This window comes from Thermodesulfobacteriota bacterium, from assembly GCA_035559815.1.
In the GTDB taxonomy this organism is placed as follows: domain Bacteria; phylum Desulfobacterota_D; class UBA1144; order Nemesobacterales; family CSP1-2; genus DATMAT01.
Genome location: DATMAT010000009.1, coordinates 1 through 14,684 on the forward strand (window position 1 = coordinate 1; position 14,684 = coordinate 14,684).

Annotated in this window: 18 protein-coding genes; 16 read left to right on the plus strand and 2 right to left on the minus strand. The window is 48.6% G+C overall.

Features of this window, described 5'->3' with window-relative positions:
• The 3 genes from VNN20_01800 to VNN20_01810 all read left to right on the plus strand — a co-directional run.
• Window positions 1–240 (plus strand): sigma factor-like helix-turn-helix DNA-binding protein (locus VNN20_01800; GenBank protein HWP90917.1); only part of this gene is annotated, 240 nt, incomplete at its 5' end.
• 25 nt (window positions 241–265) lie between these two features.
• Window positions 266–550, plus strand: coding sequence for a zf-HC2 domain-containing protein (locus VNN20_01805; protein HWP90918.1), 285 nt, complete (start codon window positions 266–268; stop codon window positions 548–550).
• 142 nt (window positions 551–692) lie between these two features.
• The gene (locus tag VNN20_01810; protein HWP90919.1) at window positions 693–1,046 is read left to right on the plus strand and encodes a hypothetical protein; all 354 of its coding nucleotides are present in this window, start codon (window positions 693–695) and stop codon (window positions 1,044–1,046) included.
• Window positions 1,047–1,114: 68 nt separating this feature from the next.
• Here the strand turns inward: VNN20_01810 and VNN20_01815 are convergent, their stop codons facing one another.
• Window positions 1,115–1,246 (minus strand): hypothetical protein, encoded by a 132-nt coding sequence (locus VNN20_01815; GenBank protein HWP90920.1) that lies wholly within the window; start codon window positions 1,244–1,246, stop codon window positions 1,115–1,117.
• A 382-nt stretch (window positions 1,247–1,628) separates the two neighbouring features.
• Between VNN20_01815 and VNN20_01820 the strand changes: the two genes are divergently transcribed.
• The 8 genes from VNN20_01820 (at window position 1,629) to VNN20_01855 (ending at window position 8,060) form a co-directional block, all read left to right on the plus strand.
• Window positions 1,629–2,474 carry an aquaporin gene (locus VNN20_01820; protein ID HWP90921.1) on the plus strand — a complete coding sequence of 282 codons (846 nt, stop codon included), beginning with the start codon at window positions 1,629–1,631 and terminating at the stop codon, window positions 2,472–2,474.
• A 33-nt stretch (window positions 2,475–2,507) separates the two neighbouring features.
• On the plus strand, window positions 2,508–3,374 hold the full coding sequence (locus VNN20_01825; protein HWP90922.1) for a heme-binding protein: 867 nt from the start codon (window positions 2,508–2,510) through the stop codon (window positions 3,372–3,374).
• Between the two features lie 207 nt (window positions 3,375–3,581).
• On the plus strand, window positions 3,582–4,079 hold the full coding sequence (locus VNN20_01830) for a heme-binding protein (GenBank protein ID HWP90923.1): 498 nt from the start codon (window positions 3,582–3,584) through the stop codon (window positions 4,077–4,079).
• Window positions 4,076–5,707, plus strand: a complete 1,632-nt coding sequence (locus VNN20_01835) for an SMP-30/gluconolactonase/LRE family protein (protein ID HWP90924.1) — start codon at window positions 4,076–4,078, stop codon at window positions 5,705–5,707. The genes VNN20_01830 and VNN20_01835 overlap by 4 nt, the downstream gene beginning before the upstream one ends.
• Window positions 5,708–5,940: 233 nt before the next feature.
• Window positions 5,941–6,417: a DUF417 family protein gene (locus tag VNN20_01840; protein HWP90925.1), complete on the plus strand. Its 477-nt coding sequence runs from the start codon at window positions 5,941–5,943 to the stop codon at window positions 6,415–6,417.
• Between the two features lie 225 nt (window positions 6,418–6,642).
• Window positions 6,643–6,873, plus strand: a complete 231-nt coding sequence (locus tag VNN20_01845) for a hypothetical protein (GenBank protein HWP90926.1) — start codon at window positions 6,643–6,645, stop codon at window positions 6,871–6,873.
• Window positions 6,839–7,066: a hypothetical protein gene (locus VNN20_01850; GenBank protein ID HWP90927.1), complete on the plus strand. Its 228-nt coding sequence runs from the start codon at window positions 6,839–6,841 to the stop codon at window positions 7,064–7,066. The genes VNN20_01845 and VNN20_01850 overlap by 35 nt, the downstream gene beginning before the upstream one ends.
• A 469-nt stretch (window positions 7,067–7,535) precedes the next feature.
• Window positions 7,536–8,060 carry a hypothetical protein gene (locus VNN20_01855; protein ID HWP90928.1) on the plus strand — a complete coding sequence of 175 codons (525 nt, stop codon included), beginning with the start codon at window positions 7,536–7,538 and terminating at the stop codon, window positions 8,058–8,060.
• Between the two features lie 312 nt (window positions 8,061–8,372).
• Here VNN20_01855 and VNN20_01860 read toward each other — a convergent pair whose 3' ends face one another.
• A complete protein-coding gene (locus VNN20_01860) occupies window positions 8,373–8,594 on the minus strand; it encodes a hypothetical protein (GenBank protein ID HWP90929.1) in 222 nt (73 codons plus the stop codon).
• 379 nt (window positions 8,595–8,973) lie between these two features.
• Between VNN20_01860 and VNN20_01865 the strand changes: the two genes are divergently transcribed.
• Genes VNN20_01865 through rodA form a run of 5 tightly spaced genes read left to right on the plus strand, consistent with a single transcriptional unit; the run spans window position 8,974 to window position 14,226 of the window.
• The gene (locus VNN20_01865; protein ID HWP90930.1) at window positions 8,974–10,011 is read left to right on the plus strand and encodes a rod shape-determining protein; all 1,038 of its coding nucleotides are present in this window, start codon (window positions 8,974–8,976) and stop codon (window positions 10,009–10,011) included.
• Window positions 10,012–10,017: 6 nt separating this feature from the next.
• On the plus strand, window positions 10,018–10,845 hold the full coding sequence (mreC, locus tag VNN20_01870; protein HWP90931.1) for a rod shape-determining protein MreC: 828 nt from the start codon (window positions 10,018–10,020) through the stop codon (window positions 10,843–10,845).
• On the plus strand, window positions 10,838–11,323 hold the full coding sequence (gene mreD / locus VNN20_01875) for a rod shape-determining protein MreD (GenBank protein ID HWP90932.1): 486 nt from the start codon (window positions 10,838–10,840) through the stop codon (window positions 11,321–11,323). The genes mreC and mreD overlap by 8 nt, the downstream gene beginning before the upstream one ends.
• Entirely contained in the window at window positions 11,310–13,106 is a 1,797-nt protein-coding gene (gene mrdA / locus VNN20_01880; protein ID HWP90933.1) for a penicillin-binding protein 2, read from the plus strand. Before mreD ends, mrdA begins: the two co-directional genes overlap by 14 nt.
• A gap of 1 nt (window position 13,107) precedes the next feature.
• Window positions 13,108–14,226 (plus strand): rod shape-determining protein RodA, encoded by a 1,119-nt coding sequence (gene rodA, locus VNN20_01885; GenBank protein ID HWP90934.1) that lies wholly within the window; start codon window positions 13,108–13,110, stop codon window positions 14,224–14,226.
• The last annotated feature ends 458 nt before the right edge of the window (window positions 14,227–14,684 follow it).

Sequence of the window (14,684 nt, forward strand, 5' to 3'; positions counted from 1 at the left end):
AGGGCGATAGTGGATTGGTCCCAGGAAGCGGATGGAAGTCAGCTCGAAAGAGAGTTTAGCAATGCCTTTGATTATCTTCCCTTAATAGACCGGGTGGTTTTAGTGCTGGGTGATGTTGAGGGCATGTCTAATCGAGTTGTAGGCGACATCCTGAAGCTCAGTCCTAAAGAGGTAAGGAAAAAGCTACATCGAGGACGATTATTATTGCGTGGTAATCTAGCTATATCATTAGGTTATTAGACTGCTTGGGATAAGGTTGGATACTTTGAGTAGAAGGATAATTAAGCGGAGGCCTAGGCCTAAGAAGCGTGACATAACCTGCAAGAGGGCAACGGACTTGATTACGGACTATTTAGACGGGGAACTCGACCCGGGTATAAACTCGGCGTTTGAAGAGCATTTGGGGGAGTGTCCGGATTGTGTGGCTTTCTTAAAGACCTATAAGAAGACGGTGCAGATTTTTAAATCCGTATACCGGGATATGTCCTCGAAGAAAATGAACAAAAGGGTAGAGAAAACCATAAAAGAGAGGATCAAGGGCAAGGGGTAGCGATAGTCCTGAGGATTAATTCTCGGCGTAGGGGATATTATGGTTTCTACCGCGGTGGCCCATTGTAAGAAAACCAAAAGCTTTTTTCTAACGTATATATATGATAAAATGTGTTTCAAATCACAAAAGGGAGGTAAGCAAGATGAAAAAGGCGACGTTAGTTGCTTTTTCAGTGTTGTTTTTTGTTTTTGCTTTCGCTGTTTCATCCAGCTTTGCGGGAAAAGAGGAAGGCACCAAAGTAACAGTGGAGGGTAATGTAATTTGTCTGATCCCGGATTACCAGAAGGGGACGGTTAACCCGGTAATCGCAACCGGGCCTTGTAATAATGTTCCACCACATTCGCATCTTTTGGTAGGTAAGGATGGCAAGGTCTATACCCTCCAGGGTTTACAAGAGGGTTTGATGCCGATATTGGCGAATCCCAATCATACCAGTGTGTCGGTAACCGGCATCGCTAAGGAAAATCCGGGCGGCTGGGTTTTATATGTACAGTAATTTTTTCTAGGGCAATTTCTAAAAGAGGAAAGAATGGCTAGCATGTTCTTTCCTCTTATCTTCTCACTTTATCTTTTTCCTTCCTGTTCCTTCATGGTGAGCCCTTCTCTTTCCTCAGTATAAACTCCGTCGAACCATGAGCTCTTCGATAACCAAGAGCCTGCCCTGCGAAGCACAAACTCCCCGAAGAGTTTATTCACTTTTTATGTCATCCTGGGCGGCAGCGAAGGATCTAGATTCTTCGCCGTAGCTTGTCAAAGACGAAGGGCTCAGGATATGGGCATTTTTATTTCTCTTTACCAGCGGATGTAAATCCGCTCATACTGAGCCTGGTCGAAGTATGAATTTAGAACCTAAGAAGTTCGTCCTTCGACTGGACTCAGGACGAACGGGATTATCGACAGGCTTACCACTCAGAACGAAGGTGGGAATTATTGACTTGGTTATGGTATTCAGAATGACAGCAGTGAAGTTCTGTCTCTGGGTACAACTTGTGTTGACAATGTCTGTAAGCTCAAACCATAAAACCAGAAAAAGAAATCGAGCGTATATTAGGGACGAAATCGAACAGGTTGGATGTTGATGGAAGCAAACGCAATAGTGCAGGAGCAAAAGCAGGTAGCTTTAAGCATGGTTGATTCTCTACGCAAGCACTGGCCCGAGTATCTGATGGAAGGCGCGGAACTTGGGTTGTTTATGATTTCGGCATGTATAGTTACCACGGTATTAGAGCACCCGGTTTCGCCCATCAATCAGCTCATTCCCGACCCCTTTCTCCGCCGAATGCTTATAGGCATTGCCATGGGCCTCACTGCGATTGGCATTATTTACTCTCCTATTGGTAAGCAATCAGGTGCTCATTTCAACCCATCGGTTACTTTGACATTTCTTCGCCTTGGAAAGGTCAAGTCCTGGGATGCATTTTTTTATGTAATTGCCCAATTCGCCGGCGGATTGATCGGGGTTTTGATTGCGGCTCTGATTATTGGCAATGCGATTTCACACCACTCGGTTAATCATGCCGCTACGGTTCCGGGTATGAATGGCCCGCTGGTGGCATTCCTGGCTGAGGTGGTCATTTCCTTTGTACTCATGTCTGTGGTCCTTCGGGTGTCGAACACGAGAAATATCGCCAGGTTTACCGGTTTATTCGCCGGTGTCCTGGTGGCGACATACATCGCGATTGAAGCGCCGCTTTCCGGCATGAGCATGAACCCGGCCCGCACATTTGCGTCGGCCCTGCCGTCTCAGGTGTGGACTCATATATGGATCTATTTCACCGCTCCGGTGATTGGGATGTTGTTGGCGGCAGAGGTTTATCTACGGATAAAAGGGGCTGGGAGCATCCAATGCGCTAAGCTGCATCATCAGAACGACAAGCGCTGCATACACTGCGGTTACCCCGGGGCCGTGAAAGTTCGGAATTAAGACGGAAAAAAAAGAGATTGGGAGGAAAATATCATGATTCAAGTCAAGGGTTTTATCGTTACAGCTTTTATCCTGGTTATGGCTGCTACCAGCCAGGCACAGGTGATGGAAAAGAAGTCTCTTTCGCTTGATGGAGCGAGGAAGGTCATAGCCGCGGCGGAAGCGGAAGCCAAGAGACTTAATGCTCCCGGAGGGGTTATTGCCGTGGTTGATGATGGAGGCAACCTGATGGCGCTCGAACGCCTTGACGGTACTTTTGCTGCCGGCGCAAACATCTCGATCGGTAAGGCTAGGACGGCAGCAATATTCAAGCGGACGACTTCGGTTTTCGAGGAGATCATAAAGAATGGCCGCACTTCGATGGTTGCGCTTGTCGATTTCACCCCACTGCAGGGCGGTGTGCCGATTATATTCGATGGAGAGGTCATAGGAGCAGTGGGTGTGAGCGGTGCGGCCAGTGCAAAGCAAGACGAGGAGCTGGCGATAGCCGGAGCCAACGCGATTATGTCTACATCGGCCAGCACCAAGAATGGGTCTCAGTCTATCACCTATTTTGACAAGAATAAGGTTTCAACCGCATTTGCCAAGGGAATGCCACTGACTGAGATTAGTAATTACAAGGTTCATGCCAGCCGGCGTACTGAGCCGGGGATGGCCGAGGTGCATGTAAAAGACACCGACATTATCTACGTGCTGGAAGGGTCTGCAACTTTAGTCACAGGCGGTACAGTGGTCGACGGAAAGGCGACGGCCCAGGACGAGATCAGAGGGAAGGAGATTAGCGGAGGCCAGGCGCAGAAGATTACCAAGGGAGACGTGATTATCGTCCCTGCCGGTACGCCGCACTGGTTTAAAAATGTTCAAGGCCCGGTGCTCTATTACGTGGTGAAGGTGGGTTAGGGGGTTTTAGGTTACTGGTATTTTGAGTAAATAAACCTAATATTTTTTGATTATCCTCCCCCGTGAGGGGAGCGGTATTTGATGTGTCAGGACGCATCAAATGGAAATAAAAATCAGGATGGGGGGATAATAAATTAACCCCCCACCTTCAATCCTCCCCCGCTAGGTGGGAGGAAAATTTAAAAACCTTAGTAGAGGGTAATTAATATGAAATTTATTACAGGTTTGGCATTTATTTTTCTTTTAACATTTAACATAGCCACCGCCCGGGCCGAGCTGCCAGTCAAACCGGTGCTCACATTGGAAGCGGCAAAAAAGATAGTCGATGCGGCGGAAGCAGAGGCCATAAAGAGGGGTGCTACGGTAGTGATTGCCGTAGTGGACGATGGCGGAAACCTTATTCTGCTGGAGCGTCTCGACGACACCCAGGTGGCCAGCGTAGAAGTTGCCATTGGCAAGGCGCGTACCGCCGCAATATTCCGGAGGCCGAGCAAGGTATTTGAGGACCAGGTTTGTGACGGGCGAGTGGCCGCAATTGCCCTACCCGGTGCAACGCCCCTTCAGGGCGGGCTTCCTATAATCGTTAACGGAAAGGTCGTTGGAGCCATTGGTGTTAGTGGGAATACACCACAGGAGGACGAGGATATAGCTAAAGCCGGAGCGGCGGCGGTCACGGAGACGGCAATTCAAGGAGGCGGCAGATGAAATCGCTTTTAATTTTCTTTTTTTTAACAACGCTATTGTTTTTATCGAGTGGTTTAACAGTAAGCCGCGCTCAATCTAATGCCGAGATTCCAACCGGTGCACCCGATGCAGTCATTGACCTGGCCACTCCTGGGGGTGTGGCGATGGTCAAAGGCCAGTGGCGCTACAGCGATACTAAAATCATCGAGGTTGATTTCAAAACACCCGGGGCAGACGGCCAGCCAACAGGTGAATCAATAAAGACTTATGATTACACACCCAAGGCAGGCGGAGCGGATTTTGACGATTCGAGATGGGAAGTAATAGCCCCCACTAGTCTTAACAAGCGCCGTTCAACCGGCAGGATTTGCTTCAACTGGTACCGCATAAAATTGACCATCCCGGATAATATCGGAAACTTTGACCCGACCGGGTCGACCGTTGTATTCGAGACGGCGCTCGATGACTATGCGGAAATTTGGGTTGACGGCGAGTTGCCGCGGGTGCTCGGACAAAATGGCGGGTCCGTCATCGCCGGCTGGAATGCAGCCAATCGCCTGGTGGTTGGGCGCAGTGTTAAACCCGGCCAGCAGATTCAACTGGCTGTTTTTGGAATCAACGGCCCGATCTCCAATCCCCCAACCAACTTTATATGGATGCGCTATGCAAAGCTGGAGTTTTACAAGGGCAGTAAGGTGCCTATCGCGGTCACGCCGCAAGAGGTTAATGTCGAGGTAATAAGGCTAGACCCGAAGATGGATGCGATTGTCGGCCAGAACCCCAAGATATTCAAGTTAGCCGAGGGATTCAAGTTCACCGAGGGCCCGATCTGGGTTAATAATGGCGCATATCTTCTCTTCAGCGATCCAAACAGCAACATCATTTACAAGTACACGTCGGATGGTCAACTCTCCGTGTTTCGGGAGCCGAGCGGATACTCCGGCGCTGATATAGCCGAGTACGGCCAGCCCGGGTCGAATGGGTTAACGCTGGATAGGGAAGGGAGGCTCACTATTAATGAGCACGGTAATCACCGGGTCACGCGCATTGAAAAAGATGGCACAGAAACGGTTCTTGCCGATAGCTACCAGGGTAAACGGCTCAACAGCCCGAATGACCTGGTGTATCGCTCCGACGGAACCCTTTACTTCACCGACCCGCCCTTCGGGCTGCCCAAGTTTTTCGATGACCCCAGGAAAGAATTGCCTTTTAGCGGCGTCTATTCTATTCACAAAGGAAAACTTCAACTCATAAGCAAAGACCTGACCGGCCCAAACGGGATAGCATTTTCTCCAGACCAGAAATACCTGTATGTGGGCAACTGGGATGAAAATAAGAAAGTCGTCATGAGGTATGAGGCCAATGCCGACGGGACGTTATCAAACGGCAAGGTTTTCTTTGACATGACCAGCGCGCCGGGGGAGGATGCCCTTGACGGAATCAAGGTGGACCTGGAGGGAAATCTCTATGTGTCCGGCCCGGGAGGGCTTTGGGTGATTTCTCCGGAAGGAAAACACCTGGGAACAATAATAGCCCCCAAGCATATACATAACATGGCCTGGGGGGATGAAGATGGAAAGACGCTTTACTTATGTGCAAGGGGCACTTTGTACCGGATGAAGCTAAACATCCCCGGGGTGCGCCCATGAAAAGTGAATATTCGGTAGACATGCGATTAATCGCGTCTCTAAAATTAAGGAAAAGATGGTGAGAGAAGCAAACGAGTGCAGGATCTTCATTAGGTAGTTTCCCCTCCCTTGACGGGAGGGGATTAAGCCTGTCCTGAGCGAGTCGAATGGGGAGAGGGTGATTAATACGATTTTATCACACCCCCTTAATCCTCCCCCGCAAGAGGGAAGGAATTATAAGGGAGGTATAGCTAATGATTACAGAAACATTAAACATATCAAACGGTAGCGAAAAGATACAAGCTCTCGGAAGATTTCTTCTCAGGTATGGATTAGTTCTCATAGTTGCCTGGATCGGGGCAATGAAGTTTACCGCATACGAAGCTGCGGCTATCCAGCCGCTTGTGGAGACCAGCTCGCTAATGAGTTGGATGTATAAATTTCTGAGTATCCAGGGGGTTTCAAATTTGCTCGGGATCACGGAGATCACCATTGCCGTGATGATTGCGCTACGTTCGCTTTCAGCAAAGTTGTGTGCGCTCGGCAGCCTGCTTGCAGTCGGAATGTTTCTCACTACCCTGACCTTCTTGTTCACACTACCTGGCTGGGAACCGAGCTTAGGAGGCTTTCCCGCTCTATCCGGCTCCGGAGGATTCTTGATTAAGGATTTGTTGTTGCTCGGCGCGGCGGTTTGGTCTTTGGGAGAAGCATTGGGCGGGATAGGAGAGTAAAGGAAACTAACGATAGATGATGAGAAATATATTTTTTGAATTTAGGAGTTCGCGATTAGTTTATGTGTCATACCCGAATGCCCCCCCGCTGAAGGCATGTGCGGACAAGATTAATCGGGGATCCATTTTTTGAAAAACTGGATTACCGCTTAAAGTATGCGGGAATGACAGCATTAGTGGTCAAATATTTTAAAGGTCACATAGATAAATTAAAAGGAGAAAGAAATGAAGATGATAGGGGTTGCGGGTTTATTATCAATCGCAGTGGCTATAATCACTTTGTTTATATTCAGTCCAGTCTCTTTTGCTCAGCAAAATAGCCCTGATGCCAATATCAAGATTGTCCGGTTAGACCCGCGCTTCGATAAGATTGTTCCGCAAGATGCAGTGATAGAAGAAATCGCCGACGGCTTTACCTGGGTTGAGGGACCGGTCTGGAATCGCGAAGGCGGATAAAGAAGGGAATATTTTCGGGGCGGGACCGGGAGGAATCTACGTTATTTCACCCGACGGTACTCACCTGGGAAGCTTCGAGTTTGACTTCCCTACCTCGAACGTGAACTGGGGCAACGACGGCTCGGTGCTCTACATCACTGCTAATACTGCCGTTTATCGAGTTAAGCTCAATACAAAAGGAGTAGGGTATTAAGTTTATGTTTTCTGTGCAACGATGTCGGATTTATTCTCCATTGTTAGGAACGCCCCATGGTGCGTTCCTACAGCATTCAAAAATAGGCAAAGACGGTGCGTATCAAGTTAAATCCTTTTTATTAATTCCGGCATCTAATCTTTTAAAATTGTCTAGCCTGCTACAATCTGCAGGATATGGTTTTACGATTGTAACGTCGCAACTGTCATTGCGAGGAGTCCTTCGATTTAACTCAGAGCCTGTCCAGCGAAGCGTAGGAATAGACTTCGCGACGAAACAATCCGACATAAGGTGTCATTCCGAACGAACGTGAGGAATCTAAATGGATTGCTTCGCTAGGACCCGGTAGTGATCAAGCCTGTCCTGAGCAACATCGAAGTAAGGGAGGAATTTAGGGGACCGCTACGCAATGACAAAGTAGTAATGAATAACGCAAGCATAGGGTAATTATGAGAGTGAGAAATATAAAATGGCTACCTGCATAAAGTCATTCAAAATATCGGATTTGTCGGCAATTAAGGAAGAAAAATGCATAAATCTTTCGTCTATAATCGGTATGCTGCCTCTGATAATTTTCCTCTCCTTAATCTCCGCTATTCCTCTCATCCAGGGTGGGACAGCGGAAGAGAAAAATATCACAACTCAGGAATATATCCGCTTATCTGAGCTTAGCCCGGCCACAATCGGTAAAATCGAGGAAGAGCTGGATAAAAGACTACTTAACAGCGATATCAAACCTCTTTTACATAAGGTGAGTGTCCGGGACGATAAGGTAAATCTTTTTGTGGAAAGAGAGGGTTGGAAGACTTTATCCTTGAATCAGAAAGCCGACGTTCTCCTACAAGTTGTCCAAATATATAAGGTTGCTTTAAAGGATTTTGTCGGAGCCGATGTGGAATTGAATAACATAAAACCGGAGATTCACTTCTACGAAAGGGATTCAAACAAAGAGCTTGCCTTTTGGGCTGAGGGTAGCGGCATAATCCTAAACTGATGAGCTCCTGGTAGTCCCAAGACCCACCCCGCTTGAACAACTTAGTTTATTTTCTATTTCACTGCTGTCAAAAACAATCAGAAACCGACAGCTCACTCTAGTGAGAGAAGGCCCTTGGATAGATAAACAGGTCTTTTTAAATTGGTTCGACTCTATGGTCGCTATGCAAGCGCTGTACTAACTCTTTGCTGAAATAGCTTTTTAACCCTGCTCACCCTTCGTCGTAGTCTATCCTGAGCCTTTCGGCTACGCTCAAAGCCTGCCCTGAGCCGGACGAAGGGATAAACTAAGCCGAAGGACTCAGGGTGAAGGCTACAGTGTTGGTGTAAGTTTTAGCTCTGCCTTCATGGTGAGCGCTTCGGCAATCTCAGCATAAACTCCGTCGAACCATTGACTTTCGTCAAGACCCCGAGATGCCTCCCGCGTAGCGGAGAGGGGATAATCGTTTGTCAGAACGGGGACTTGGGTCACAGAATAGACCGTGGGTAATGGTGGGAGTGCATGGAAAACATTAAAGTGTAATGTCACTGCCATAAATCCTTCGATTTATACCGGAACGACACCTTTTGTCGGATTGATTTGTCCCCGCGTTTATCCCGGTCGAGGTCGGGTGGTCTTCGCAATAACGTGTGATGTTTTTTTGCAGGTATTGCCTCCGTGGCTTGCTGGTAGATTCATTTCCCTTGATTTTATTTCCCCCTGATTTATAGTATCCCGCATAATCTGTAATAGCGGCTGAAAACTCCAACTGGCGGTAAAAATAGCGAACTCACAATAACTTGGCTTGCACGACGGAGGAGTGAGATTGTGGTGGTTGGGCAAAGTTGTGCTCAATATGCACAGAAAGGCCTATAATTAATCTACAGAAGCGTATAACCTGGACTCGAAGAGTTAGGTTGGGAGGGGTAGTTGAATGATTTTGGACACAATCCTAGGATGGTTTTCGAATGACCTGGCGGTGGATTTAGGAACTGCGAACACCTTAGTGTATGTAAAAGGGAAGGGGATCGTAGCGAACGAGCCATCGGTGGTGGCGGTGCAGGAGGACAATAAGGGAGCCAAGAGAATTCTGGCCGTAGGGAAGGAAGCAAAGGACATGGTCGGGCGTACCCCCGGCTCGATCAAGGCTATACGCCCGCTAAAAGAGGGTGTCATCGCCGATTTTGACGTGGCTCAGAAGATGCTCGAATACTTTATAAGGCGCACTCATAACAACAGAAAGAGCTTCGTAAGACCGAGGATTATAGTGTCGGTTCCGATCGGGATCACCGAGGTGGAGAAGAGGGCGGTGAAGGAATCGGCGGAGGCGGCGGGGGCCAGGGAGGTTTACCTGATAGAAGAAACAATGGCAGCGGCGCTGGGGGCGGGGATGCCGGTTACTGAACCAATCGGCAACATGGTTGTGGATATAGGGGGAGGAACAACCGGCGTGGCGGTTATATCCCTGGCCGGGATCGTGGTAAGCAAGTCGGTGAGAATAGGCGGCGATAAGATGGATGAGTCCATACTCCAGTATGTGAAGAGGACATATAACATGCTGGTCGGTGAGAGAACCGCAGAGGAGATAAAAATAAACCTGGGAAGGGTAGTGGCAAACGGAGACGTGGGGGTGATGAAGGTAAAGGGGAGAGACCTAAGAGCGGGTGTGCCTAAGACTATTGATATAACCTCTGAAGAAGTGAGGGAGGCATTGAGCGAGCCCATAAGCATGATCGTAGAATCCATAAAGCAGACACTGGAGCGTACACCGCCGGAGTTGGCTGCGGACATAGTGGATAACGGAATAGTGCTTACTGGCGGCGGCGCACTTCTCTCCGGACTGGATATGTTAATCAAGGAAGAAACCGGACTCCCGGTCAGCGTGGCTGAAGACCCATTAACCTGTGTGGTGTTGGGCTCGGGCAAGGCGCTCGATGAATTAGAAATTCTCAAAGAAGTAAGCATGTCCTGAGGGAGCATGGGATTTCTAAGACGACATCCGATCCTGGTTAGCCTGATCTTCTTTTTCTTTGCCATACAAGTTATTCCCCTGAGTTTTGAGGAGAGGAAATTCGAGGACCCGTTTTCCCGGTTCGTCCTTACCCTGGCCTACTATCCTCAGCAGGCGGTTTATGCGGTCACGGGAGGGATCGTGGGGATATGGCAAGGGTATATCAACCTGGTGGGACTCAAGGAAGAAAACGAAAGACTAGAAGTCGAAATCAAAAAACTCAGACAGGAAAAGTTTAGACTCTGGGAAGCGGAGCTTCAGAACGAGAGGCTAAAGAAACTCCTTGAGTTCAAAGAATCGGCTACTCATCCTATCGTCACGGCAAACGTGATTGCCGGAAGCCCGTCTGGACTGAGGTCACAGGTAGTAATCATTAATGCAGGGAGCGATGACGGGGTTTCCGAGGGCATGCCGGTCACGACTTACGACGGCATAGTGGGAAGGGTCTTCTTGGTAGGAGACAAAAGCTCCGAGGTTATATTGATAACCGACGAGATAAGCGCGGTGGACGCTTACATACACCGAACTAGGGCGAGGGGAATAGTCAAAGGCACCGGTGACGGGTGTGTCATGGAATATATAGAGAAGAAAACGGATGTAAGCATAGGGGACAAGGTAATCTCATCGGGGAAGGACGGATTTTTCCCTAAAGGTGTGGTTATTGGCACTGTGGTGGATATCGAGGTAAAGGGAGGTTTTACCAACGCCCGGGTGTATCCGGATGTGGACCTGAACTCGCTTGAAGAAGTGGTAGTCATCCTCAAATCTCCGGAAAGCATGGTCTTGAATGAATAGATTCATTTCAGTCATTTTTCTTTTTCTTGTCTCCATTATCTTTCTAATTCTTCAGACCACCCTTCTCTCCCCCCGAGAACTCGGTGTTTTTTCCCCGGATTTAAACCTGATACTGATTGTTTTCCTGGCGCTCTTTTTTGAGGTAAAAGTGGGTGCTATAATTGCCCTGGGAAGCGCCTACATGACGGATGTTTTGTCCGGTTATCTCATAGGAATTCATACCCTCTCCCGGTTTGCGGTGTTTACCGTACTCAAGGGTTTTTCGGAGAATCTATATGCCCAGAGCAAGTTCACCCAGGCGATGGCCCTATTCCTCAGCACCGTTTTCTCCTGGTTCTTCGTATGGGTTGTGCTTAAGTTGAGGGCGGATGTGGGGTTTGGGATTACACCCGGCCTGGTGATGGCGCAGGGGCTGGTGAATACCGTGCTCGGCCTTCCCGTTTTTTGGCTGATAGGAAAAGCGAATGCAAGAGTATAAGCGCAGCTTCATCGTAGTTACCATCATACTGGTTCAGTCGTTCCTGATACTGGCCGGAAGATTGTGGTACCTCCAGGTTCTGAGGGGGGATGAGTTTGAAAGGTTTTCTTTGAATAACCGCATTCGCGTCGTCAGGGTCCCCGCTCCGAGAGGACGAATACTGGACAGACAGGGTAGGGAGATTATTGCTAACCGACCTTCTTTTGACGTTTACGTGCTGCCCAAGGACATAAGAGACCTAGGTTTTCTCACCGACACACTCTCCACCGTGCTGGGATTGGACGTCAAGAATATAACTTCAAAGATCCAAGCTGCACTGAAGCAGGACCGCTTTAAACCTGTCCTGATTGCTCAAGACATAAACCGGGACCAGCTTGCTTTGATCGAAGCCCGAAAGGGTTCACTCCCCAGTGTAATAATAGAAGTCAACCACACCAGAAAATATCCTCACGGAAAGCTAGGCGCCTCTTTTTTGGGGTATCTGGGTAAAGCCACCGAAAGCGACCTGGAGCTTTATCCGGGCATTAGGGGCGATGATATGGTGGGAAAAAGCGGAGTGGAAAAGAGCTGGGAGGCTTATCTCCAGGGAAAACACGGATTCATACAAAAGGTGACAGACGCACTGGGAAGGGAAGTGAGATGGGACTTTTTTGAGCAGGACCTGAAGAGCCGGGATAGTGTTCAGGGAGCGGATGTAGTTTTGTCCATAGACCTGGACCTTCAAAAGGCGGCCGAGGAAGCATTGGGAGACCGGTCCGGGGCGGTGGTGGTTGTGGACGTGAGGACTGGAGGGGTGCTGGCGCTGGTCAGCCATCCTACGTTTAACCCCAGTGATTTTATAAGGGGAATTGACGCCAAGAAATGGAAAGAGCTTATCGCCGATCCTTCGTTCCCTCTTTTAAACCGGGCTACCCAGGGGTTATATGCCCCCGGCTCAGTTTTCAAAATTGTGACTGCTGCCGCCGGTCTTAAAGAGGGCGTCATCGATTCTCATAGCGGATTTTACTGTCCGGGAAGATACAGGCTGGGGAGTAAGACCTTTAGGTGTTGGAAGCCGGCCGGCCACGGCTGGGTGAATCTCCGTCAGGCAATTGTTAAATCCTGCGACGTTTATTTTTATAACGTCGTGGCAAAGCTGGGGATCGACCGTTTCGCTACCTACATCAAAGACTTTGGTTTTGGCGCACTCACCGGGATTGATATCGAAGAGAGGCCGGGTATATCACCGAGCAGGGAATGGAAACTAAAGACCTATAAAGAACAATGGTATGAGGGGGAGACTATTTCTATGGGGATAGGGCAGGGATACGTCAATTCGACTCCGCTTCAAATTGCTTTGATGACCTCTGCCGTTGCCAACGGAGGAAAGCTTCTAAAACCGCAAATGGTGAAAAAGGTGGTTTCCCCGATGGGTGAGACTTTGGTCGAGAATCATCCTCAAGTAAACCATACCCTTTCGGTTAACCAAACCATATTAGATTTAATCAGAGATGGATTGGTCGGGGTGGTGAATGACCCATCCGGCACTGGGCGTAATGCTAGACTAGACGAAATGACCGTAGCCGGAAAGACCGGCACAGCCCAGGTGGTGGGGCTGGGCAAGGGTAATCACGAAAGGTTTAAAGACCACGCCTGGTTTACCTCTTATGCCCCTGCCGAAAACCCGGAGGTTGCCATAACGGTGATGGTGGAAAACGGAGGTAAGGGTGGAGCCGTAGCTGCTCCCGTAGTTAAGCAAATTCTCGAGGTTTATCTGAAATTGAAGGCAGAAGGAAACGTTTGACATGATGCTGGACAGGCGGCTTCTCAAGAATTACGACTGGTTTTTGCTATCCACTACGGTGGTCGTTTCCTTGGTGGGTCTGGCCAACCTATACAGCGCCACCTATCAGACCGACCTCGGTTTTTTCAAAAAACAGGCATTATGGGTAAGCGTGGCCATGATGCTGATGGTCTCGTTATCTTTCTTGGATTATAAGACGCTCGAGCGTTATAGCCAGCACATATACATAGTTTCTGTTCTACTTTTACTCTTGGTTTTGACCTCCGGCAAGGAGGTTTCCGGGTCTAAGAGCTGGATTTCTCTCGGCTCGCATATAACCATCCAGCCCTCCGAGTTCGTGAAGCTCTCCCTAATCCTGGTCCTGGCAAAATTCTATCATGATGATTTTGAGGGAGGGCCTTACGGTTTTGTCGACCTGGTAAAACCTTTTATATATATAGGGCTGCCCATAGCCCTCATAATGCTCCAGCCTGACCTGGGCACGGCGCTCATCATAATCCTAATTTCCGGGAGTATGATCCTGTTCATGAGGGTAAAGGTGAGGTCTTTGTTATTTCTACTTGTAATCATTCTTGGGCTTTCTTATCCGGCATGGCATTTCTTCCTGAAGGATTATCAGAAACAAAGAATAAAGACCTTTCTCGACCCCTATCACGACCCGCTGGGCTCGGGGTACAACGCTATTCAATCGCAGATAGCCGTCGGCTCCGGGAAATTTTTGGGAAAGGGGTTTATGAAGGGCTCGCAAACCCAGCTCCGGTTCATACCGGAGCAGCGCACCGACTTCGCCTTCTCGGTGATAGCGGAGGAGTGGGGTTTTACCGGGGCGCTCTTCACCCTCATCCTGTATTTCACCATCATACTGTGGATACTGGACACGGCCAGCCGGGCAAAGGATAAGTTCTCGATGATGGTGTGCTTTGGTATAGCCTCTATGTTCTTCTGGCATACCGTGGTGAATGTAGGCATGGTTATCGGGATACTGCCGGTCACCGGCGTGCCGCTTCTCCTCTTCAGCTACGGCGGCTCGTCTACGCTTACTGCGATGATCGGAATAGGAATCGTCTTAGGAATCCGCATAAGAAAGTTCCCTGCCTCTAAAGAAGCGATTGCGCTTTAATAACTCGGGTTCTCCAAAACAGAGGGTCAACTTTTGGATTGTGAATTATAAAAACTCATGTACTTAGGTGCATATATCAAATCCTTTGAATAGGGCCTTAGAATATTGCTGCAACGGAGGGGAAAAAACTGATATTTCAGGGCTCAGATTGTGTTAATACTAAAGTTATAAGAAACCTATATGCGTTTAAATTATTCGGTGAAATGAAATAATTAAATGACCTTGACTTTTTAACCCAAATAATGCGTGAGCGATTAAAATTGTAGAGAAACTTTCTTAGATGTAAACCGGGCCAGGCATTCTTATGCAAATCCATCGTAAGGACATGAAAGGGGCAGGTAAATACCATCGGAATCGAGAGAAAAAAATGGTTCTTCAGACACCTCTCCCTCCTACTCCTTTGATGATGCCGTCTTCCTCCCGATTAATCCACCTTCAGGTGACCCTGGCCAGCGCCT

Bases quoted from the DNA above. Each gene is read 5' to 3' on its own strand.
- VNN20_01810 (HWP90919.1), top strand. From the start codon at position 693: ATGAAAAAGGCGACGTTAGTTGCTTTTTCAGTGTTGTTTTTTGTTTTT.
- mrdA (HWP90933.1), top strand. From the start codon at position 11,310: ATGCAAGAGTATAAGCGCAGCTTCATCGTAGTTACCATCATACTGGTT.
- mreD (HWP90932.1), top strand. From the start codon at position 10,838: ATGAATAGATTCATTTCAGTCATTTTTCTTTTTCTTGTCTCCATTATC.
- VNN20_01825 (HWP90922.1), top strand. From the start codon at position 2,508: ATGATTCAAGTCAAGGGTTTTATCGTTACAGCTTTTATCCTGGTTATG.
- VNN20_01865 (HWP90930.1), top strand. From the start codon at position 8,974: ATGATTTTGGACACAATCCTAGGATGGTTTTCGAATGACCTGGCGGTG.
- VNN20_01820 (HWP90921.1), top strand. From the start codon at position 1,629: ATGGAAGCAAACGCAATAGTGCAGGAGCAAAAGCAGGTAGCTTTAAGC.
- VNN20_01860 (HWP90929.1), bottom strand. From the start codon at position 8,594: ATGGCAGTGACATTACACTTTAATGTTTTCCATGCACTCCCACCATTA.
- VNN20_01855 (HWP90928.1), top strand. From the start codon at position 7,536: ATGGCTACCTGCATAAAGTCATTCAAAATATCGGATTTGTCGGCAATT.
- rodA (HWP90934.1), top strand. From the start codon at position 13,108: ATGATGCTGGACAGGCGGCTTCTCAAGAATTACGACTGGTTTTTGCTA.
- VNN20_01840 (HWP90925.1), top strand. From the start codon at position 5,941: ATGATTACAGAAACATTAAACATATCAAACGGTAGCGAAAAGATACAA.
- VNN20_01835 (HWP90924.1), top strand. From the start codon at position 4,076: ATGAAATCGCTTTTAATTTTCTTTTTTTTAACAACGCTATTGTTTTTA.
- VNN20_01830 (HWP90923.1), top strand. From the start codon at position 3,582: ATGAAATTTATTACAGGTTTGGCATTTATTTTTCTTTTAACATTTAAC.
- mreC (HWP90931.1), top strand. From the start codon at position 10,018: ATGGGATTTCTAAGACGACATCCGATCCTGGTTAGCCTGATCTTCTTT.
- VNN20_01845 (HWP90926.1), top strand. From the start codon at position 6,643: ATGAAGATGATAGGGGTTGCGGGTTTATTATCAATCGCAGTGGCTATA.